Origin of the sequence: Pseudomonas sp. RIT-PI-S (assembly GCF_025642975.1) — a bacterium.
Lineage (GTDB): Bacteria > Pseudomonadota > Gammaproteobacteria > Pseudomonadales > Pseudomonadaceae > Aquipseudomonas.
Genome location: NZ_JANZKJ010000001.1, coordinates 107732 through 127544 on the forward strand (window position 1 = coordinate 107732; position 19813 = coordinate 127544).

19 protein-coding genes and 1 tRNA gene are annotated in these 19813 nt (G+C 61.9%); 7 read left to right on the forward strand and 13 right to left on the reverse strand.

Going from position 1 to position 19813, the window contains the following annotated elements:
- Positions 1–51: 51 nt before the first annotated feature.
- The 5 genes from yacG to pilB are packed head-to-tail and all read right to left on the reverse strand — an operon-like array spanning position 52 to position 4672.
- A complete protein-coding gene (gene yacG, locus OGL93_RS00480) occupies positions 52–255 on the reverse strand; it encodes a DNA gyrase inhibitor YacG (RefSeq protein ID WP_263260309.1) in 204 nt (67 codons plus the stop codon).
- Complete coding sequence (gene coaE / locus OGL93_RS00485) at positions 252–875, reverse strand: dephospho-CoA kinase (RefSeq protein ID WP_263260310.1); 624 nt, start codon at positions 873–875, stop codon at positions 252–254. The genes yacG and coaE overlap by 4 nt, the downstream gene beginning before the upstream one ends.
- Complete coding sequence (locus tag OGL93_RS00490; protein ID WP_263260312.1) at positions 872–1747, reverse strand: A24 family peptidase; 876 nt, start codon at positions 1745–1747, stop codon at positions 872–874. Before OGL93_RS00490 ends, coaE begins: the two co-directional genes overlap by 4 nt.
- Positions 1748–2974, reverse strand: coding sequence for a type II secretion system F family protein (locus OGL93_RS00495; protein ID WP_263260314.1), 1227 nt, complete (start codon positions 2972–2974; stop codon positions 1748–1750).
- A gap of 3 nt (positions 2975–2977) precedes the next feature.
- A complete protein-coding gene (gene pilB / locus OGL93_RS00500) occupies positions 2978–4672 on the reverse strand; it encodes a type IV-A pilus assembly ATPase PilB (protein WP_263260316.1) in 1695 nt (564 codons plus the stop codon).
- A 225-nt stretch (positions 4673–4897) separates the two neighbouring features.
- Between pilB and OGL93_RS00505 the strand changes: the two genes are divergently transcribed.
- The 3 genes from OGL93_RS00505 to OGL93_RS00515 all read left to right on the forward strand — a co-directional run bounded on the left by OGL93_RS00505 (position 4898) and on the right by OGL93_RS00515 (position 6174).
- Positions 4898–5311, forward strand: coding sequence for a pilin (locus tag OGL93_RS00505; RefSeq protein WP_263260317.1), 414 nt, complete (start codon positions 4898–4900; stop codon positions 5309–5311).
- A 300-nt stretch (positions 5312–5611) separates the two neighbouring features.
- The gene (locus tag OGL93_RS00510) at positions 5612–6034 is read left to right on the forward strand and encodes a pilin (protein WP_263260319.1); all 423 of its coding nucleotides are present in this window, start codon (positions 5612–5614) and stop codon (positions 6032–6034) included.
- Positions 6035–6098: 64 nt separating this feature from the next.
- Positions 6099–6174, forward strand: a tRNA-Thr gene (locus tag OGL93_RS00515).
- 179 nt (positions 6175–6353) lie between these two features.
- Here the strand turns inward: OGL93_RS00515 and OGL93_RS00520 are convergent.
- From OGL93_RS00520 to OGL93_RS00535, 4 genes are all read right to left on the reverse strand, one after another.
- Positions 6354–7109, reverse strand: a complete 756-nt coding sequence (locus OGL93_RS00520; protein WP_263260320.1) for a class I SAM-dependent methyltransferase — start codon at positions 7107–7109, stop codon at positions 6354–6356.
- Positions 7110–7153: 44 nt separating this feature from the next.
- Positions 7154–7699 (reverse strand): arsinothricin resistance N-acetyltransferase ArsN1 family B, encoded by a 546-nt coding sequence (locus tag OGL93_RS00525; protein ID WP_263260321.1) that lies wholly within the window; start codon positions 7697–7699, stop codon positions 7154–7156.
- Between the two features lie 34 nt (positions 7700–7733).
- Entirely contained in the window at positions 7734–9341 is a 1608-nt protein-coding gene (locus OGL93_RS00530) for a methyl-accepting chemotaxis protein (RefSeq protein WP_263260322.1), read from the reverse strand.
- 81 nt (positions 9342–9422) lie between these two features.
- Positions 9423–11048, reverse strand: coding sequence for a methyl-accepting chemotaxis protein (locus OGL93_RS00535; RefSeq protein WP_263260323.1), 1626 nt, complete (start codon positions 11046–11048; stop codon positions 9423–9425).
- A 243-nt stretch (positions 11049–11291) separates the two neighbouring features.
- On the opposite strand from OGL93_RS00535, the gene OGL93_RS00540 reads away from it, so the two are divergent.
- On the forward strand, positions 11292–12068 hold the full coding sequence (locus OGL93_RS00540) for an EAL domain-containing protein (protein WP_263260324.1): 777 nt from the start codon (positions 11292–11294) through the stop codon (positions 12066–12068).
- A 162-nt stretch (positions 12069–12230) separates the two neighbouring features.
- Here the strand turns inward: OGL93_RS00540 and OGL93_RS00545 are convergent, their stop codons facing one another.
- Both OGL93_RS00545 and nadC read right to left on the reverse strand, forming a co-directional pair.
- Complete coding sequence (locus OGL93_RS00545; protein ID WP_263260325.1) at positions 12231–12776, reverse strand: cupin domain-containing protein; 546 nt, start codon at positions 12774–12776, stop codon at positions 12231–12233.
- A 41-nt stretch (positions 12777–12817) separates the two neighbouring features.
- Entirely contained in the window at positions 12818–13666 is an 849-nt protein-coding gene (gene nadC, locus OGL93_RS00550) for a carboxylating nicotinate-nucleotide diphosphorylase (RefSeq protein WP_263260327.1), read from the reverse strand.
- 303 nt (positions 13667–13969) lie between these two features.
- Here nadC and OGL93_RS00555 point away from each other — a divergent pair, with 303 nt between their 5' ends.
- The 3 genes from OGL93_RS00555 (at position 13970) to ampE (ending at position 17715) form a co-directional block, all read left to right on the forward strand.
- Complete coding sequence (locus tag OGL93_RS00555) at positions 13970–16186, forward strand: DUF1631 domain-containing protein (RefSeq protein ID WP_263260329.1); 2217 nt, start codon at positions 13970–13972, stop codon at positions 16184–16186.
- A gap of 81 nt (positions 16187–16267) precedes the next feature.
- Positions 16268–16876, forward strand: coding sequence for a 1,6-anhydro-N-acetylmuramyl-L-alanine amidase AmpD (ampD, locus tag OGL93_RS00560; protein WP_263260331.1), 609 nt, complete (start codon positions 16268–16270; stop codon positions 16874–16876).
- The gene (gene ampE, locus OGL93_RS00565) at positions 16873–17715 is read left to right on the forward strand and encodes a regulatory signaling modulator protein AmpE (RefSeq protein WP_263260332.1); all 843 of its coding nucleotides are present in this window, start codon (positions 16873–16875) and stop codon (positions 17713–17715) included. Before ampD ends, ampE begins: the two co-directional genes overlap by 4 nt.
- A 161-nt stretch (positions 17716–17876) precedes the next feature.
- Here ampE and OGL93_RS00570 read toward each other — a convergent pair whose 3' ends face one another.
- Positions 17877–18656 (reverse strand): TatD family hydrolase, encoded by a 780-nt coding sequence (locus OGL93_RS00570; protein WP_263260334.1) that lies wholly within the window; start codon positions 18654–18656, stop codon positions 17877–17879.
- Positions 18657–18658: 2 nt separating this feature from the next.
- The gene (gene cra, locus OGL93_RS00575) at positions 18659–19654 is read right to left on the reverse strand and encodes a catabolite repressor/activator (protein ID WP_263260336.1); all 996 of its coding nucleotides are present in this window, start codon (positions 19652–19654) and stop codon (positions 18659–18661) included.
- Positions 19655–19813: the final 159 nt, after the last annotated feature.

Consider the following 19813-nt stretch of genomic DNA (forward strand, 5'->3'; position numbering starts at 1 on the left):
GCGGCTTGGCCTATTGGTAACAGTCATGGGGGGCGAGAACAAGCCCTGGCTTCAATGCTGGCTTGGCGGCAGGTCGGCGGAGAAGACCTCGTCCTCGGATTCCTCGCGGCCGGCGATCTTGTGTTCCTCCGAGGCCCAGGCGCCCAGGTCGATCAGCTTGCAGCGGTCCGAGCAGAAAGGCCGGTTGGGGAAGGCGCTGCTCCATTCCACGGGCGCTCCGCAAGTGGGGCAGTTGACGAAGGTGGGTTGGGTCATGAGTGCGTTCCAGCTAAAGACAAGTAAACAAGGTGCAATCGGTCGACCTCGGCGTGCAGGGCATCCAGGCTGCCGTCGTTGACGATCACGTCGTCGGCCAAGGCCAGGCGATCCTCGCGGGTAGTTTGCGCGGCCAGTATTGCCTCCACCTGGGCCTCGCCGATGCCGTCGCGGCGCAGGGTCCGTGCCACTTGCAGCTCGCGCGGTGCATCGATCACCAGCAGGCGATTGGCCAGGCGGTATTGGCCAGACTCGATCATCAGCGGCGAAACGAACACGGCGTAGGGAGACCTTGCGGTACGCAGGCGTTCGGCGATCTCGCTGGCAATCAAGGGGTGCAGCAGCTTTTCGACCCACAGCCGCTCATCGCTGTCGGCGAAAATCCGTGCCCGCAGCGCGGCCCGATCCAGGGCGCCGTTGGCCTGCAGGATACCTTGGCCGAAGTGTGCCGCCAATGCTGCCAGGGCGGGCTTTCCTGGCTCCACTACCCAACGCGAGGCCTGGTCGGCGTCGACGACCTCCAGGCCCAACGTTGCGAAGCGCTCGGCCGCCGCGCTCTTGCCACTGCCGATGCCGCCAGTCAGCCCGAGGACCCACGGGTGCGCGGTGCTTGCAGTCATTGGCCGAGCCCTGCGAATTGAAGGTAAGAAGCGGTTATGCGTTCACCCCAGATCAAGGCGACCCAGCCGGCAATGGCCAGGTAGGGCCCAAAAGGGATGGGCGTGGCACGGCTGGCGCCACGAGCGCGCAGCATCAGCATGCCGAGTATTGCGCCAACCGCCGAGGACAGCAGAATGGTCAGCGGCAGCACTTGCCAGCCGCCCCAGGCCCCTATCAGCGACAGCAGCTTGAAGTCCCCATAACCCATGCCTTCCTTGCCGGTCAGCAGGCGGAACAGCCAGAACACCAGCCAGAGGCTCAAATAGCCAGCCACCGCGCCCCAGAGCGCGTCCGCCAGCGGCACGAACAGCCCCAGCGCATTGACGATCAGGCCTAGCCAAAGCAGCGGCAACACCAGTGCGTCGGGCAGCAACTGATGATCCACATCGATCATGCTCATCGCCAGCAAGCCCCAGGTAAGCAGCAGCATGGCCGCTGTTTGCCAGGTTGCGCCGAAATGCCAGGCAATAAACGCCGAAAGCAGGCCGCAGACCAGCTCGATCAAAGGGTAGCGCCTTGGAATCGCCACCTTGCACGCAGCGCAGCGGCCGCGCAGCCACAGATAGCTCACCACCGGAATGTTCTCCGCCGCGCTGATCCGATGGCCGCACTGGGGGCAGGCGGAGCGCGGCACCATCAGGTTATACCGGGGCCCGGACGGCTCCGCCGGAAGCTTGAGGTACTCCCTGGCCTGGGCACGCCAGTCGGCGTTCATCATGATCGGCAGGCGGTGGATCACTACATTCAGGAAGCTTCCCACCAGCAGGCCGAGCAACAGCGCGCACAGGGTGGTAGCCAGCGGCGAGCTGGCCAATAGGTCGAGGGCGGGCATTTAAACGACAGAACCGAGCTGGAAGATAGGAAGGTACATGGCAATGACCAGGCCGCCGACGAGCACGCCCAGCACCGCCATGATCATGGGTTCCATAAGGGTGGTGAGGCTGGAAACGGCATTGTCCACTTCCTCCTCGTAATAGTTTGCAACCTTACCAAGCATTTCATCCAAGGCGCCGGATTCTTCGCCGATGGCGGTCATTTGCACGGCCATGCTGGGAAAGGTCCCCGTGGAGCGCATCGACGCATTCAGCTGCATGCCGGTGGAAACGTCCTGGCGCACCTGATTCACCGCCGTACGGAACACCACGTTGCCGGTGGCGCCGGCGACTGAGTCCAGCGCCTCTACCAGCGGTACGCCGGCGGCGAAGGTGGTCGACAGGGTGCGCGCATAGCGAGCCACCGAACTCTTGTAGAGAATCTGGCCGATGATCGGCGTTCTGAGCAATGCGCGGTCGATAGTGTCGCGGAATTTCACGTTCTTCTTGTAGGCGCGTCGGAACAGCAACCCCACGCCAATGAGGGCTGGCAGCACGATATACCACCAGTTCTGCAGCAGCTCCGAAAGGTTGATCACCATCTGGGTAAAGGCAGGTAGCTCCGCGCCGAAGCCCTGGAACACGCTCTGGAACTGGGGCACTACCTTGATCAGCAAAATGCCGGACACGATAAAAGCCACGACCAATACCGCGATGGGGTAGGTCATGGCCTTCTTGATCTTGGCCTTGAGCGCTTCGGTCTTTTCCTTGTAAGTCGCCACGCGGTCGAGCAGAGTTTCCAGCGCACCAGCCTGTTCACCGGCATTGACCAAGTTGCAGTAGAGATCGTCGAAGTATTCGGGCTTGCGCCGCAGGGCACTGGCGAAACTGTTCCCCGCCGCCACTTCTTGTTTGAGATCAAGCACCAGGTCACGCATGCTTTGTTTATCCACACCTTCGGCGATGATGTCGAAGGCCTGCAACAGTGGCACACCGGCGCGCATCATGGTCGCCATTTGCCGAGTGAAGAAGGCGATGTCCAGCGGCTTGATCTTCTTACCCTTGCTGAAGATCGAGGAAGATTTTTTCTTCACCTTGCCCGGCACTATCCCTTGGCGGCGCAGCTGCGCCTTGACCAAGGCAGGGTTGAGGGCGGTAAGTTCGCCTTTAAGCCGGTTGCCTTTGCGATCCACGCCATCCCAGCTGAATACGCTGGGCTGCGCGGCCTTTGCCACTTTTACCGCCATGGTTTAATCCTTGGTCACCCGGTTGACTTCTTCGAGGCTGGTGACGCCCTGCATGACCTTTGCCAAACCAGACTGGCGCAGGTCGCTGAACCCTTCCTGGCGCATCTGCGCCGCGATGTCGATTGAGTTGGCGGCTTCCATGATCAGCCGCTGTAGCGCCGGCGTGTTCTTCACCACTTCGTAGATGCCCTGGCGACCCCGGTAGCCGTTGTTGCATTGCTCGCAGCCATTGGGTTCGTACACCTTGAAGGTGCCGATACTCTCGGCGGGGAAGCCTTCTTCGATCAAGGCATCCCGGGGGATATCCGCTTCCTTCTTGCAGTGCGGGCACAGCTTGCGCGCCAGCCGCTGAGCGATGATCAGGTTTACCGAGGTGGCGATGTTGAAACCGGCGACGCCCATGTTCTGCAAGCGGGTAAGGGTTTCCGCCGCGCTGTTGGTGTGCAATGTCGACAGCACCAAGTGCCCGGTTTGCGCGGCCTTGATGGCAATCTCGGCGGTTTCCAGGTCTCGGATCTCACCGACCATGATCACGTCCGGATCCTGACGGAGGAAGGAACGCAGCGCCGAAGCGAAGTCCAGCCCCTGGCGAGGGTTGACGTTCACCTGGTTGATGCCTTCCATGTTGATTTCCACCGGATCCTCGGCGGTGGAAATGTTGATATCCACTGTGTTGAGGATGTTGAGGCCGGTGTACAGCGACACGGTTTTACCCGAACCCGTAGGCCCGGTGACCAGGATCATCCCCTGTGGCTGCCCGAGCGCATCCAGGTATAGCTGCTTCTGATTCTCTTCATATCCCAGGGCGTCGATACCTAACTGGGCGCTGGTGGGGTCGAGAATCCGCATTACGATCTTTTCGCCCCAAAGGGTCGGCAGCGTGTTCACCCGGAAGTCGATGGCCTTGCTCTTGGAAATGCGCATCTTGATGCGCCCGTCCTGCGGCTTGCGCCGCTCGGAAATATCCAGGCTGGCCATGACCTTCAGCCGCGCGGCGATACGGCCCGCCAGGCTGATCGGGGGGCGGGCGATTTCCCGTAGCATGCCATCGGTGCGGAAGCGCACCCGGTAGGCTCGCTCATAGGGCTCGAAGTGCAGGTCCGAGGAGCCGCTGCGGATCGCATCCAGCAGCATCTTATTAACGAAGCGCACCACCGGAGCGTCGTCGGCGTCCTGGCCAGTGCCCTCGTCGCGGGTATCGTCCACCGCCTCAACGTCCAGGCCATCGAGGTCGACGTCGGCCAGGTCCTCAAGCCCGGTATTGCTTTCGAAGAAGCGGTCGATAGCGTCGCTGAGCTTGTCGTCTTCTACCAGGATGGCTTCGGCGTTCAGCCCGGTGTTGAACTGGATGTCCGTGATCGCCTGCTGGTTGGTCGGGTCCGACAGGCCGATAAACAGCTTGTTGCCGCGACGCCACAGGGGCAGGGCACGGTGCTGACGAACCAGGCGCTCGTTCACTATGCCCTGGGGGAAGGCGTCTTTGTCTACCGTGGAGATGTCGAGCACCGCCATGCCGAACTGGTCCGCCGCCAGCTCAGCGATGTCCCGCCCTTTTACCAGCTTGGTCTGCACCAGGTAGTGGACAAGGGGAATCTTGTTGCGCGTGGCCTGCTGGAACGCCTGCTGGGCGTTTTTCTCGTTCAATAGCTCTGCAACGACCAACTGCTTGGCCAAGCCGGTCAGGGCGATGTCATTCATGGGTAGCCAGACTCCTTCGGTCGCTCGTTTATAGCCTAGTCGACCCACAGGTGCCAAATGCTTGGGATAAAGTGACAAAAAACGTCAGTTTGCGCCGACGCGGGGCGGCAGCGGAGCGGCTGTCAGGGCCTTTTAGGTTCCGCAAGCGAAGGGGAATAACCTTTGGCATGGCGGTTGCTCTCGCCCTTTCAGGTCACAAGGCCTTCTCGCATTAGGAGACGAGTTATGAATAATCAGAAGGGTTTTACCCTGATCGAATTGATGATCGTGGTGGCGATCATCGGTATTTTGGCGGCGATCGCGATTCCGCAATATAGCCGGTATCAAGCGAAGGCGAAGGTCTCCGCCGCCATGGCAGAAGCTTCCGCCCTTAAAACTGGCGTCGAAGACACCATCAATGCCGGCACTGTCCCAACCTTGGCCTTAGCAGGCGGAACTTCCCCGACTTCTAACTGCTCCACTTTGGCCGTAAACGGAAGCCTGACGGCTAACACTACGGTGGTGTGTACTATTCAAAACGCACCACAGCAAGTTAATGCTAAGACTGTCACCTTCACTCGTGACACGACGGGCACTTGGTCTTGTGCATCTAACGTTACTGATACAACGCTTTTGCCTAAGAGTTGCGGTGGTAGCTGATAGTTATGGCCTGTCTGAGAGAGTCAGAAGGATAGACTACACTTTGATAAATATGATGACCGCGCATGCGGTCACCATATTTATTTCGAGTTCTATCAAAGCACAAAATTTATGATGGAGTCGGATCGGAGTCACTGTCATTTATGTTGGAACGAATCTCTATCGAGATTTAAGATTCCAGCGCCTTTGGTGAGGAGTCCGCGCAAGGTGGGCGTTGATAGCTTTCATTAGTATAAGCAAATGCGCGACTAGCGTGCGCTACTCTGCTGAAAAGGCGCCGCTTTATCTTAAGGAGAGAAAGTGAAGAAAGGCTCCGCCGGCTTTTCCCTAATCGAGCTGTTAATCGTTATTGCGACCATTAGTATCCTTGGAGCGATAGCGGTGCCTAGTTATCTTCGATATATTGCATCCGCAAAGGCTACCGCTGGCAAGGCTGAGCTCGGAGCTCTGCAAATCAATTTTGAGGGCGTACTAAGCACCGGCAATACCACCCCGTCAATAACTGATATTGGCACGCCAAACTCTTCAACCAACTGCATTTTATCCCTCACGTACAACCAAGACGGCACTTCCGTCCTCGCTTGTGCGCTGATAAATCCCCCCTACCTGATCACCGGTGGCATCATCAGCTACCTCCGCAGCCCCACCGGCACCTGGACCTGTCAGGTCAACGCCGCCATCGGCGCAACCTACGCTCCTAACGGCTGCAGCGTAGGCGGTTGATTCTCAAACCATTCTTTCCAGTTGCCTGGCTTATCATCAGGTGGTAAGTTCAGCACCCGAACACGCCGGTGTAGCTCAGTCGGTAGAGCAGCGCACTCGTAACGCGAAGGTCGCAGGTTCGATTCCTGTCTCCGGCACCATCTCCTGTAGCGGCCATGCCCGCTAGTCCAACACTGTCTGCATGCACCTCCTCTTGCACCTCCTGTAGGAGCGTGCGAAGCCCGCGAATAGCCATCCAAAGAATCCTGCTCGCAGGCTGGCTTCAGCTCACCAACGCCAGGGCCGTAGCAGCCGGGCTTGCCCGCGTCAGGCACAGCTGCTAAAGCCGCTGAAACGCATAAGCCTGCGTCTGATAAGGAAACGCTACCACTTCCCGCCCGCGCAGCGCGGGGTGGTCGCTGATCAGCTCCCGCAGACGCTCGGCCACGATGCACTTCTCGTCCGTGGGCAGGGCGGCGATAAAGCTGACTGAAAGGAACCGATCCACGATCACTGCTTGCGGGCTGCCCACATGGCTGTACGCGAAACAGCTCAGTTCAGGCTCGCTGAACAGCCCGTTATCGAAGGGCTGTTGCCATTGGCCGGTATGGAGGCGCGGCGCATCGCCTTCGTAGGGGGTGATGATCTGGGTGATTTCAGCCACCCATTCCACGGCTTCGTCCCGTACGTTCCATACTAGCCCGAGCCGGCCCTGCGGCTTGAGCACGCGGTGAATCTCCCGCAGGGCGGCATCGTTGGCGAACCAGTGGAAGGCCTGCCCGCACACCAAGGCGTCGGCGGCACTGCTATCAAAAGGGATAGCCTCGGCCTTGCCTTCGAGCACTCGAATGCCCGGCAGCTGTTTGGCGAATTCCGCGCGCATCGCTGCTACTGGCTCAACGGCGGTGACCTGCGCGGCGGGGTCGATCAGCCGGGTAAGCTTTCCCGTGCCGGCGCCGAGGTCAATGACCGTGGAGGCGCGCCCTATGTCGAGCACGGTGGCCAACCAGGCTTTCAAGGCTTCTGGATAATCCGGGCGGCCGGTGGTGTAGGTAGCGGCTTCGATGGAGAAGCCCAATTCAGCGGCTTGGTGCATGGTGGCGTGCTCTCGCAGAGGTGTCAGCGCGGCAGCGCCCGCACCTACAATGGAAACTCGGCAAAGGGAATGATCCGCTTGGGCGGAGTAGCGGCGTTCAGCGCCCTACGCCAGTAGCTCACGTCGCGCCATTGGCCAAGCTTGAAGCCCACTTCTGGTGAAGTGCCGACAAGGATAAAACCCATCGCCTGATGCAGCCCGAGGCTGCCTGGGTTGGGCAGGGCGATGGTGGCGTAGGCGGCATGAAAGCCTTGGGCTTCCAGGATGTGCAACAGCTCGGTGTACAACTGCCGGCCTATGCCGCTGCGCTGCGCGCTGGGGGCGATATACAGGCTGACGTCCACCGACCAGCGATAAGCCGCCCGCGGCCGGTGCGGGCCGGCGAAGGCAAAGCCCTGCACATGGCTGTCGCGCTCGGCGACGAGGTAGGGGTACATCGCCAGGGTGTTGTTTATCCGCTGTGCCATTTCTCCCACGGTAGGCGGTACCTCTTCGAAGGATGTGGCCGTGTGCTCGACCATCGGGGCGTAAATCCCCTGGATGGCCTGGGCATCTGCCTCCGCGGCAACGCGGATATCGCCGCTGCTCATCCACACGCTCCTGAACTGTGCCCTAGCCTAGGCATTACACGCGAAACCGCTGGATCGACGCCTGCATCGCGGCCGCCGCGGCATTGAGCTGCTGCGCGGTAGCCTGAAGCAAGTGCATCGAAGCACTGTAGCTGCGCGAGCGCTCGGCGATCGCCTGTACCCGTTGCGCCATTTCATCGCTGGCGGTGGTTTGTTCGCCAATGGTGTTGGAGATGTCCTCCACGCGCTCGGCGGCGTCACGCGCGCCATCGCGGATTTCATTGATCGATACACCCGCTTGCTGCGCCAGCGCCACGCCTTCATCCACCCGGGTGACGCATGCCTGCATGTTGCTGGCTGCATCGCGCGCGCTGCCCCGCAGGCGTTCGATCATCGCCGTGATCTCTTGGGTGGACTTGGACGTGCGCGCCGCCAGCCCACGGACCTCATCGGCGACCACCGCGAATCCGCGGCCCGCTTCCCCGGCGCGTGCGGCCTCGATGGCCGCATTGAGCGCCAGCAGGTTGGTTTGTTCGGCAATGCTTTTGATCACCTGGATGATCGAATGGATTTCGTCGGACGAAGCGTCCAACGACACGATGCTGCTGGACGACTGGCTGACCACCTGGGCGATCCGCGTCATGCTCTCGACCACCCCCAGAATCACCTGGCCACCACTGCTGGCTAAGCCTTCGGACTGCGCCGAGAGGTTACGGGCAGTGCTGGCGTGGTCCGACACCTGAGTGATATTGGCCATCATCTGTTCCATGCTGGCCGCCACGTTGGTGGCGTTGTCAGCCTGCTCTTCGGCGCTGGACACTACCTGCTCGGCGGTTTGCCCCAATTGCAACGAAGCCGTATGCAGGGCTTCGCTTTCATGGCGCACGGTGCTGATCATTTCGCGCAGGCTGCCTTGCATCTCGGTGATCGCACGCAACAGGTCGCCCATTTCGTCCTGGGTCGGTTTCACCGTGGGATCGCGGCTCAAGTCGCCGGCGGCAATTGCCCGGGCCGAACCGATGATCCCCTCCAGCGGGCGTAGCACGCCGCTCAGCACCTGGCGGCAGAGGAAGCCCAGCGCCAGCAGAATGATCCCCAGGCACAGCGCCAGCCAGAGAGCCGCCGAGGCCAGCGTGGCGTCCTGGCGATCGCGGCTGGTGCTGGCATTGGCTTCGATCATGTCGCTGAGTTTCTCGTTATGCGCTTCCATCGCCTCGAACGCTTCATTGAACGCTGGGCGCAAAGCCTTGGCGCGTTCCGGCGTGGCGGTGGCGTCGATCAGCGCGGAGGCACTCTGGATGTATTTCTCAGCCTGCGCTGGCAGTTCTTGCAGGGCACTGGATAAGGCCGGTGGCAGAGGTGCCTGGGTATTGGCCTTGATGGAGTCGCGCATGCTTTGCGCATGCTCGGTAAAGCCTTGGCGAACCGCTGCCGCGCCCTGGGCGTCGCCGGCAGGGTTGAGGAGGGCGGCCAGCACGTCGCCGCGGATTGCGTCGTGCATCATGTCCGCCTGCAAATGCTGGCGGATGGCCAAGAGGCTGGTTTCGTTCTCGCTCAGCGCGCCGAGGATCTGGCGATAACAGATGGTTCCGATGATCGACAGCAACACCACCGACAGCAGGCTGATCAATCCTGAAGCGATGATTTTGGTACGGATCTTCACGCGTGTTTGCCCCCAGGAGGTACTGCCTGGGAGCAAGTCTAGCCGCCGCGTTGAAGGCCGCCACCACGTTGTGCGCGAAGGTTAGCCGCCGAGGCGGGCGGTCAGCGCGTTCATCTGCCCAGACAAGTCGTGCAAGCGGCCGCTAGCCTCTTGCGTACCTTGCACGCTTTGCTGGTTAGCCGTCGCGATAGTGGTGATTTCCGTCAGGTTGCGAGAGATATCCTCTGCCACGGCAGTCTGTTCTTCGGCAGCGGTAGCGATCTGCTGGTTCATCCCGCGGATGGCTTCGATGGCGCCGGTGATACGCTGCAGCATGGCCCCGGTGTTGTTGATCTGCTCCACGCTTTGCTGGCTGCGGTGCTTGCCGTTTTCGATGGCGCGCGCGGCGTCGTTGGTGCCCAGCTGTACCGCATCGATGATCTGGTTGATCTCGCTGATCGACGACGAGGTTCGTTGTGCCAGGCTGCGCACTTCATCGGCCACCACCGCAAATCCACGCCCTGCCTCGCCGGCCCGGGCCGCTTCGATGGCGGCGTTGAGCGCCAGCAGGTTGGTCTGTTCGGCGATGCCGCGAATCACTTCAAGCACCTTGCCTACCTGGCCGCTGTCACTTTCGAGCTTACGGATTACCGTCGCGGTGGTTTCGATCTCGGTGCGCATATGGTTGATCGCCTCGATGGTGGCCTGCATCACCTGGTCGCCCTGGTGGGCAGAGCGGTCGGCTTCCTCGGCGGCGCGGGCGGCGTCCTGGGCGTGGCGGGCAACCTCTTGGGCGGTGGCGGACATCTCATGCATGGCCGTGGCGACTTGATCCGTACGGCTGAATTGTTCTTCGGTGCCCCTGGCCATCTGCCGGGCGATCTGATGCAACGCCGAGCTGGCGCCATCGAGTTCGGTGGCATTGCGCTTGAGGCGGGTAAAGGTTTCGTCGAGGAAGTCGCGCAGCGTGTTGGCGGCGGTGGCCAGTTGCCCGAGCTCGTCATTACGATCGTTGTGCACGCGGTCCTTGAACTTGCCCTGGCTGAGGTCGGCTACGTAGGCGATCAAGCGGGTCACTGGCTCGACCAGGCGGCGGCTCACCAGCCACAGGCTCAGCACAGCCACGATAATCGCCGAACCCACCATCACGAGCAGCCCGATATACATGGTGCGGTCGGCGTTCCCGCTGATGGCGGCAGCTTGTGCCCGGGCGTCGCCACTGATGTCTTGAGCGAGCTGGCTGAGCTGGTCCGTAGTGGCGCGGTCGATACCCTGCACGGCATGGTCGCCAGCGACGGGATCGCCGCCCGCGGCAACGAAGGCATCACGGCCGCGCGTATAAGACGCCAGCAACCCTTGGTGAACGTCGCGCACTTGCGCCGCCCGCTGTTTGAAATCCGCGCTCAGGGTCGGCTCGTCGGAAAGGTCAGCCAACAGATTTTGCACAGCCCGATGGCGCTCCTCGAACTGGCCCCAGTATTTGTCGCGGTCAGCTGGCTGTTTGCCGCGCAGCAGTACGTTTTTCCACTCCTGCACCTGGATCTTGAATTGAACGTTGGTTTCCTCCACCAACTGCGAGGCGTGCACAGGGCCGTCCACCAAGGCGCGGTAGTCACGGACGCTTTCGGAGAGGAAGCGGAAACAGCCCAGCGCAATCAGCAAGATCGCCAACAAGCTGCCGCCGATCAACAGCAACATTTGGGCCTTCAAGGAGGTCTTCACAGACATGATGTTTTCTCGAGCACAGGGTAAGAGGGCTTTCGCGGCATCGGACATTCCCTGTCCTCGCTTATGCATCGGCCAGCAGGCCAGTCGCTTTAAAGGGGTTAAGCACCTTTCATCCGACCGTGCTCAGAAAAACGACCCGCGGCCGAAACGTTAATGCACGTGCCGCGTAATAGGCGTGGCAGCCAAGGCTCGCCAAGATGATGCCTAACTGACACTATTGCCCCATCGTATCTGGAGGTGCCTATGCCCAGGCCAACATTTGATCAGCCCTTTGTGCCGGTGGGGTGCGCGCAATGCCGTGCATTAGAGAAGCTCGACTTCGAGTTCACCATGGCGTTTCAGCCGATCATCGACGTGCCACGGGGCAAACCCTTCGCCTATGAGGCCCTGGTGCGAGGCTTGAACGGAGAAGGGGCCGGGCAGGTCCTGGCGAAGGTAAACGAGAGCAACCTCTATCGCTTCGATCAGGCTTGCCGGGTAAAGGCCATCGAGTTGGCCGCCGGCCTGGGCCTGGCGCGGTTGCCCGACTGCAAGCTGAGTATCAATTTCTTCCCCAACGCCGTTTATCGGCCGGAAACCTGCATTCGCGCGACCGTGGAGGCCTCTCGTCAGTTCGACTTCCCGCTGGACCGATTGATGTTCGAAGTGATGGAAGGTGAGCGCGTAGAAGAGCCCGAGCACCTCAAAGGGATTTTCGCCGAGTACGAACGCCACGGCTTTACCACGGCCATCGACGACTTCGGCTCTGGTTATTCGGGGCTGAACCTACTGGCAACCTTCCAGCCGCATGTGATCAAGCTGGACATGGTGCTCACTCGTAATATCGACGCCGACCCGGTGCGCGAGGCGATCGTGTCCGGAATCATCCACGCGGCAAGCCGGCTGGGTATTCGAATCATCGCGGAAGGGGTAGAAACCGAGGCCGAGCGCGATGCCTTGCTTGGGCTGGGGATCGAGTTGATGCAGGGGTATCTGTTTGCCCGCCCGGAGATCGGCCGCTTGGCGCTAGCCGACCTGTGACTCAAGCGCCGCACGGAAAATGCTGCGCTAGGCCATGCTTGGGTAAAAAAACAGGCTCGCAATGCGCACCTGCAACCAGCAATCCAGAGTGCGAGCCCCGCCCGTTTCCTCGCCTGTTTCGCCTTGCGTTCGCTCGCCGGGTTTTCGTACAGCGCCTAAGAATCAGAAGTTCGCCGGCGTGTTCGCGCTGATGATTTCCGCCTCGTCCTGGCCGATGTTCTTGAAGCTGTGCGGCAGGGTGGTGGAAAAGTAATAGCCATCGCCGGGCTGCAGGATGCTGACTTCGCCGTTGATGGTCAGCTCGATGGTGCCCCGCGTAACCAGCCCGCATTCTTCCCCTTCAGGGTGCACGATAGGTTCGCCGCTGTCCGCGCCAGGCGCATACAGTTCGCGAAGCATGCGCATTTCCCGATTCTTGACCGTGGCGCCCACCAGCAGCAGGCGCACACCATGGCGGCCGAGGTCTGGCTGGGTGGCGGCGCGGAAGATGTGCGGGTTTTCGACCGGCGCTTCGTCGGGGGTGAAGAAATCCGCCAAGGACATGGGAATGCCTTCGAGCAGTTTTTTCAGTGAACTGACCGAAGGGCTGACGCGGTTCTGCTCGATCAACGAAATCGTGGCGTTGGTTACGCCACTGCGCCTGGCCAACTCTCGTTGGGAGAGTTGGTGGCGTTCACGCACCATTTTCAGTCGTGGCCCGATGTCCATAGCACCCTTATCGATGGGAAAGAAAACGCGGCCGGGGCCGCTTACAGGCTCAGGCGCATCGACAGGTCGACCGCCTTCACATCCTTGGTGAGGGTACCGATGGAGATGTAGTCCACACCGGTTTCGGCAACCTCGCGCAACGTGCTGTCATTGATGCCGCCGCTGGCTTCGAGCCGCGCACGGCCTGCGGTAAGGCGTACAGCCTCGCGCATGTCGGCCAGGCTCAGCTCGTCGAGCATGATGATGTCCGCGCCGCCGTCGAGCGCCTGGTTGAGTTCATCGAGGTTCTCGACCTCGACTTCCACCGGCTTGCCAGGGGCGATACCGTGCGCTGCTTTGATGGCAGCGCCGATCCCGCCACAGGCGGCGATATGGTTTTCCTTGATCAGGAACGCATCGTACAGGCCGATCCGGTGGTTGTCGCAGCCGCCACAGGTGATGGCATATTTTTGTGCAAGGCGCAGCCCTGGTAGGGTTTTGCGGGTGTCCAGCAGGCGCACCGCGGTATGCCCTACCTGATCGGCATAATGCCGAGCGCGGGTGGCCACGCCCGACAGCAGCTGAAGGAAATTCAACGCCGAGCGCTCGCCCGTCAGCAGCGAACGCGCTGGGCCCTCCAGCGAAAACAATACCTGGCCAGGCGCCGCACGGTCGCCGTCCACAACCTGCCAATGCACCGCTACCCGCGGGTCGAGCTGGCGGAACACTCCATCGACCCAAGCACTTCCGGCGATCACGCAGGCATCGCGGGTGATTACACTGGCCCGCGCCAGCCGTTCGGCGGGGATCAGCTGGGCCGTGATATCGCCAGCGCCCACGTCTTCGAGCAATGCGCGGCGCACGTTGGCGTCGATTTCGGCGGCCAGTTCAGCGATCCGTACGTTGGGCATGGAGTACTCCGGGGGCAAATTCGGGGGCGATTATAGGGCAGTGCCCCGCTGCTGCGTACCCCGCACGACGTAGGTCCGGCAATTTGGGTTTTTTATCGCCAAGGTGGGAGCTTTTCGTATTCGGCGCGGTCTATGCGTCATTGAGCGATTGCAAAAACGGTACGGCCAAGGCATTCGAGATGTGGTTCACAACCTCGAACGCCCAGGAATTGACGTCACAAGTTTGGCGAATCATGCTCTTAACTTCCAAACCGGCGCATGTTTGTGTTTTACAAGCCCAACCTTCAACACCAGGAGCCAGTCATGGCCACAGATGGCAAAGTGGTACCGCTCAAGGTACCTAACGACGAGGCAGCTTCGGCTCCCTTGGCCCGTTTGCCCGTGGTGCTTTTGCAGGTGCGTGATAAAGCCGCGCAGCAATTGAAGGAAGGGTTGCAAGCCCTCTTCGACAACGCCGATGACACCCTGTTCGAAATGGCTGACAAGGCCTTGAACAACGTTGACCAGAATACTTTTTTCGAAGCCATGCGCGACCTGCGGCTCAAGCGCAAGAATATCGAGCGCGGTTTCCTGGAAAAATTCTACGAATCCTTCGTGCGCATTGGCCAATACGAGGTAGGCGATATCCCCTCGGCGGCGATGACCTACGACAAGCTGGCGCTGGTGCCTAACGACGAGCTAGAGCGCACGGTGGCGCTGGATGCGATGGTCGGCAAGGTCCTGGCCCGCGATGGCCTGGCGCTCACCCAGTTGACCACCCGCTTGAACACCCTGGTGCCGCGCAAGCTCACCGATGACAGCAACCCCCTTGGCCCAGCCATGCTCTGCGAGTACTTCCTCCAGGCCGGGCGCAGCCTGGGCGTGGAGATCAAGGTCAAGTTGATCATCCTCAAGCTGTTCGACAAATATGTGCTCAGCGACACCGACCACCTGTATTCGGACGCCAACCATCTGCTCATCGCCACGGGCATTCTCCCGGAGCTAAAGGCAGCGCCTAGCCGGCGCGCGGAAGACCGCTCTGCCAGCGCCCGCAAGCGCAGCGCCGAAGCGCCCGTTGAGAGCCCCGCGCTGCGCCAGCCGGCCCCGCTGGACGAGAGTGTGCGTGAGGTGTTCTCCGCGTTGCAGGAACTGCTGCACGCCGTACGTGGCAGCGTGGCCCCCAAGCTCGACAGCCATGCCGATGCACAACCGATTTCCACCAATGACTTGCTGCGCCTGCTTTCCCATTTGCAGCAGTACGTTCCGGCCAATGCAACCAGCCACGAGGACTATGACCTGCGTTACCAGCTCGAGCAGCTGTTGACCCGGGTGAGCGTGAAGAGTGGCAAGTTCCGCGTGGTGGGGGGCGTGGACGAGGACGTGATCAACCTGGTGGCGATGCTCTTCGAGTTTATCCTCGATGATCGCAACCTGCCGGATTCGCTCAAGGCACTGATCGGCCGCCTGCAGATCCCCATGCTCAAGGTTGCCGTGCTGGATAAGAGCTTCTTCAGCCGCGGGGCACATCCGGCCCGACGCCTGCTGAATGAGATCGCCACCGCCGCCATGGGCTGGAGCAGCCGGGACGAATCCCAGCGCGATGCCTTGCACGCACGGATCGAGCAGATCGTGCAGCGCCTGCTCAATGACTTCGTCGATGACCCTTCGCTATTCTCGGAGTTGCTGGTGGACTTCCTGGCCTTTACCGGTGAAGAGCGCCGCCGTAGCGAGCTGCTGGAACAGCGCACCCGTGACGCCGAGGAAGGCCGGGCGCGCGCCGAGATGGCGCGCATGCAGGTTCAGTCCGAGCTTAACCGTCGGCTGGTCGGCAAAACCCTTCCGCACGTGGTGGTCCGCCTGCTGGAAGAAGCGTGGAGCAAGTTCTTGCTTCTGACCTGGCTCAAGCATGGCGGGCACTCCGAGGAGTGGAAAGCAGGGTTGGCCACCATGGATCAACTGATCTGGAGCGTGGCGCCCCATGACGACCCGCATAGCCGGCTCCGCCTGCTGGAACTGGTGCCTGGCTTGCTCAAGTCGTTGCGCGAAGGTTTGACCAGTTCGGCGTTTGATCCTTTCGCTACCAGCCAGTTCTTCAGCCAGCTGGAGAGCCTGCACGTCCAGGCCTTCCAGCGCGAAACCCTCGGCGCCAGCCTGCCAGACCCCGCCAACGACCCATCCATGGTGCAGGTGGTAGACGAAATCGTTTTGGAGGGCAGCGAGCCTGCGGCTCCAACCGAAGCGAACGCTCGGTTGCCCGAGGATGATCCCGCCCTGCGTCAGGTCGACGGCCTGCGCCCGGGTGTATGGGTCGAGCTGCAAGAGGATGAAGAAACCCGTTTGCGCTGCAAGCTTACGGCGATCATCGAAAGCACTGGCAAGTATGTTTTCGTCAATCGCACCGGTATGAAAGTGCTTGAGCGGTCGCGCATGGGCCTGGCTCAGGAATTCCAGCGCGGCAGCATTCGCGTGCTGGATGACAACCTGCTGTTCGACCGCGCCCTTGACGCCGTCGTCGGAAAACTGCGCAAGCTCAACACGTGACGCGCCGCGCTGCCGCGGCGCTGCGCATGGCGGCGGAACAGGGCATACTGCGCCCTGATTCAACGCTTGGAAGGAACCGTTATGTGCCTCGATGAGGTCCGTCTGGATCCCGTCACCGGATGGTGCGAGGGTGTACGCCATTGCCCGTCCCCCAACTTCAATTCGCGCCCTGGCGGCGAAGTCTCGCTTCTGGTCATCCACAACATCAGCCTGCCGCCGGGTGAGTTCGGAACCGGGAAGGTGGTGGAGTTCTTCCAGAACCGCCTGAACCCTGCCGAGCACCCCTATTTCGAAAGCATCGCTGAGCTGACCGTATCGGCGCATTTTCTGATCGAGCGCGAGGGCGGCATCGTCCAGTTCGTTTCCTGCCGCGATCGAGCCTGGCATGCGGGGGTTTCCACGTTCGATGGCCGCCAGGGCTGCAATGATTTTTCCCTGGGCATAGAACTAGAAGGTACCGATGAACTGCCCTACACCGACGCGCAGTACCGCAGCCTCAGCCACTTGAGCGAGCAGATCCGCCAGGTGTATCCCGCCATCGTTCCTGCGCGCATCCAGGGGCACTGCCATGTGGCTCCCGAACGCAAGACCGACCCTGGCCCGGCATTCGATTGGGGCCGTTATTTTTCCAGCCTGGCACCCGCTGGGCCTGCTCGGCCCGCCGGGGCCAACGGGGAGGAAACCGCGTGAGTTTTCTGGTGCTGTTGATCGTGGTCTGGGTCGAGAAGTTTTCCGCGTTAAGGTTGCGGATTCAGCAGGATGGCTGGTTTATCCGGGAACTGCGGGCGCGTGAAGCGCACCTCGGCAGCAGCGGCCGGGCCTGGCTGTTGCTCGGTGTGCTGGTAGGGCTGCCCGTGGCCCTGGTGGCGGTGCTGCTGTGGGCGCTGGCGGGTATCGCCTACGGTTGGCTGGCGCTGCCGGTGCATTTGCTGGTGTTGATCTATAGCCTGGGGCGCGGCGAACCCAAGGCGGCCACAGGCCCCTTGCGGGATGCCTGGCGCCGGGGCGATGCCCAGGCGGCCTTGCACGTGGCCGAGCGTGACCTCGGTGTAAGTGCCGAAACCCCCACCGGGCTGGCCGAGCAGGCCCAGGCGTGGCTGCTGTGGCAGGCGTTCCAGAGCTTTTTCGCCGTGGTGTTCTGGTACAGCCTGCTCGGCCCCGCCTTGGCGCTGGCCTATCGGCTGCTGGCGTTGATCGCCGAGCACAGCGAAAACCCTGCCTTGCGCGAGCGCGCAGGGCTCTTGAGCCACACCCTCGACTGGCTGCCCGCGCGGGTGCTGGGGGCAAGCTTTGCCCTCGTGGGCAACTTCGTGGCGGTCTGCCGCTGGACCCTCCACGAATTGCTGGACTGGCAAGGCAGCGCCGCGCGCTTCGTCGCTCACACCGGGCGCCTGGCGGCGGACCTGGTGGGCCCTGGCGAACCGGCCGAGCCGGTAGCCGGCCTCGATGCGCTCTGGGCCCTGCTGCAACGCGCAGCGGTGCTCTGGTATGCCTTGTTCGCGTTGTGGACGCTGCTGTATCGAGGGTGAGGTGGTCGATTGAGCGCCGGAGTTACAAAGCCGCCGGCCTCTTACAGTGTCACGCTGGATCGCTGTAGGGGTAGGCGAGGCCTGCAATCCGTATCACGGAGCTATTTACATAGATCCCGGATACCGGCCTCGCGGGCTTTGTGAGTTCGTTTCTGCAGTGTTCACGCCCAACCAAACACTTCATACGCATTGCGCGTGCTGGCGTCGGCCAGCGTTTGCGGGCTGACGGCCAGAAGCTCGGCCAGCGCCTGGCAGATAGCCGGCAGATGTGCGGGGCTGTTACGCATGCCCGGGTACATGCTCGGGGCCATGTCCGGGGCGTCGGTTTCCAACACGATGCTCTCCAGCGGCAGCCGCGGCACCACGCTCCGCAGGCGCAGGGCCTGGGGCCAGGTGGGGGCCCCGCCCAGGCCCAGCTTGAAGCCGAGCTTGAGGTATTCCCGGGCCTCCTCCCAGCTGCCGGCGAAGGCGTGGATCACGCCTCGCTTGGGCAACGTGTAGCGCTTGAGGGTGGCGATCACCGCGGCATGGCAGTGGCGCACATGCAGCAGCACCGGCAGCTGGAAGTCCACCGCCAGCCGCAACTGGGCTTCGAACAGCCATTGCTGGCGCTCGCGGTCCAGGTGCTTGAGGTAGTAATCCAGGCCGAACTCGCCCAACGCACAGAGCCGCGGGTCGCCAGCCAGCCGTTCTAGCCATTGGCGCAGCTCGTCCAGATGCGCCGGAGTGTGCTCTTCAAGAAATACCGGATGCAGGCCCAGCGCCGCATACAGGCGGTCATCTTCCTGGGCCAGCCCCCACACCCGCTCCCAATTGGCCCGGTGCACGCCAAGCAAGACCACCCGCCGCACCCCGGCCGCTTGGGCTGCGTCCAGCAGAGCACCACGGTCGGCGTCGAAGTCAGGGAAGTCCAGGTGTGTGTGGGTATCGACCAGGTTCACGCCTAGCCCTCTTCGATCCGCTGCTTGAAGGTGCGAGCGATGGCCTGCACCCCGGGGCGATACTGTTTTTCCTCGAGAGCGGTCAATGCCACCTCCAATGCCCGGGTGGCGATCAACTCGTGCTGTTGAGCCATGGCGTTGATCGGCAGCGGCAGGAAGTCCAACAGTTGAGTGTCGCCAAAGGTGCCCAGGCGTAGCGCGCGATCGGTCACGGCTCGCCCTTGCAGCACATCGAACACGCCTTGCAGCAGCACGTAGGAGGTTGTCACCAAAGCATCTGGCAGGCCGCCCAATTCGGTGACCAGCTCTTGCATCAGGCGCGCGCCGGTTTCGCGGCTAAAGGCGTCGCCTTCGCGCACCAATATCGTTCCAGAAAACCCCGCCAGGGCATCGGCGAAGCCGCCGGCGCGTTCCTCGCTGATGCTCAGCTCTGGCCGAGCGCCGATCAGCGCGATATGCCGGGGTGCTGGGTTGAGCAGGCTGGCGGTGAGCAGGCGAGAGGCTTCGCGGTCGTCGCTGATCACCGAGCAGAATTGGTTCGGGTCCATCTGCCGGTCGATGGCGATGACCGGGGTGCCCCGGCTTTGTATTTCCCGGTAGCAGCCATCATTGGTGGGCAGGCAACTGGCCACGAACAGGGCATCGCAACGGCGCGCGCGGAACAGCTTCTGCAGCTGACGCTCGCTGTCTGGATCGTCATCGGAGCTGGCGATCAGCAACTGGTAACCGCGTGCGCGGGCCTGCTGCTCGAGGATCTTGGCAATGCGCGCGTAGCTGGGGTTTTCCAGGTCCGGCAGGATGAAGCCAAGGGTGCGCGTACGCTGGCTGCGCAGCCCCGCCGCTTGCGGGTTGGGCGTGAAGCCGTGCTCGTCGACCACCGCGCGAACCCGCGCCACCGTCGTTTGGCTGATGCGTTGCTGCGCGGCCTTGCCGTTGATCACGTAGCTTGCGGTGGTCACCGAGACCCCGGCCAGCCGAGCAATATCGCTGAGTTTCAAGCAATGGTTCCTTGTTTGGCGACCCCGGGCTCCGTTAGGCCCGCGGGCAAAGCAAAGCGGCATTGTCACTGATCTTGCGTCGCGGCGGCAGGGCCAGTGTGCACGCGACTGGCCGGACGCCAGGCTTCCCACTCACCAGGGAATTCGAGTAACGTTCGC

Excerpts from the sequence above, each read along its gene's own strand:
- yacG (WP_263260309.1), bottom strand. The coding sequence starts at position 255 with ATGACCCAACCCACCTTCGTCAACTGCCCCACTTGCGGAGCGCCCGTG.
- coaE (WP_263260310.1), bottom strand. The coding sequence starts at position 875 with ATGACTGCAAGCACCGCGCACCCGTGGGTCCTCGGGCTGACTGGCGGC.
- OGL93_RS00490 (WP_263260312.1), bottom strand. The coding sequence starts at position 1,747 with ATGCCCGCCCTCGACCTATTGGCCAGCTCGCCGCTGGCTACCACCCTG.
- OGL93_RS00495 (WP_263260314.1), bottom strand. The coding sequence starts at position 2,974 with ATGGCGGTAAAAGTGGCAAAGGCCGCGCAGCCCAGCGTATTCAGCTGG.
- pilB (WP_263260316.1), bottom strand. The coding sequence starts at position 4,672 with ATGAATGACATCGCCCTGACCGGCTTGGCCAAGCAGTTGGTCGTTGCA.
- OGL93_RS00505 (WP_263260317.1), top strand. The coding sequence starts at position 4,898 with ATGAATAATCAGAAGGGTTTTACCCTGATCGAATTGATGATCGTGGTG.
- OGL93_RS00520 (WP_263260320.1), bottom strand. The coding sequence starts at position 7,109 with ATGCACCAAGCCGCTGAATTGGGCTTCTCCATCGAAGCCGCTACCTAC.
- OGL93_RS00525 (WP_263260321.1), bottom strand. The coding sequence starts at position 7,699 with ATGAGCAGCGGCGATATCCGCGTTGCCGCGGAGGCAGATGCCCAGGCC.
- OGL93_RS00535 (WP_263260323.1), bottom strand. The coding sequence starts at position 11,048 with ATGTCTGTGAAGACCTCCTTGAAGGCCCAAATGTTGCTGTTGATCGGC.
- OGL93_RS00540 (WP_263260324.1), top strand. The coding sequence starts at position 11,292 with ATGCCCAGGCCAACATTTGATCAGCCCTTTGTGCCGGTGGGGTGCGCG.
- OGL93_RS00545 (WP_263260325.1), bottom strand. The coding sequence starts at position 12,776 with ATGGACATCGGGCCACGACTGAAAATGGTGCGTGAACGCCACCAACTC.
- nadC (WP_263260327.1), bottom strand. The coding sequence starts at position 13,666 with ATGCCCAACGTACGGATCGCTGAACTGGCCGCCGAAATCGACGCCAAC.
- OGL93_RS00555 (WP_263260329.1), top strand. The coding sequence starts at position 13,970 with ATGGCCACAGATGGCAAAGTGGTACCGCTCAAGGTACCTAACGACGAG.
- ampD (WP_263260331.1), top strand. The coding sequence starts at position 16,268 with ATGTGCCTCGATGAGGTCCGTCTGGATCCCGTCACCGGATGGTGCGAG.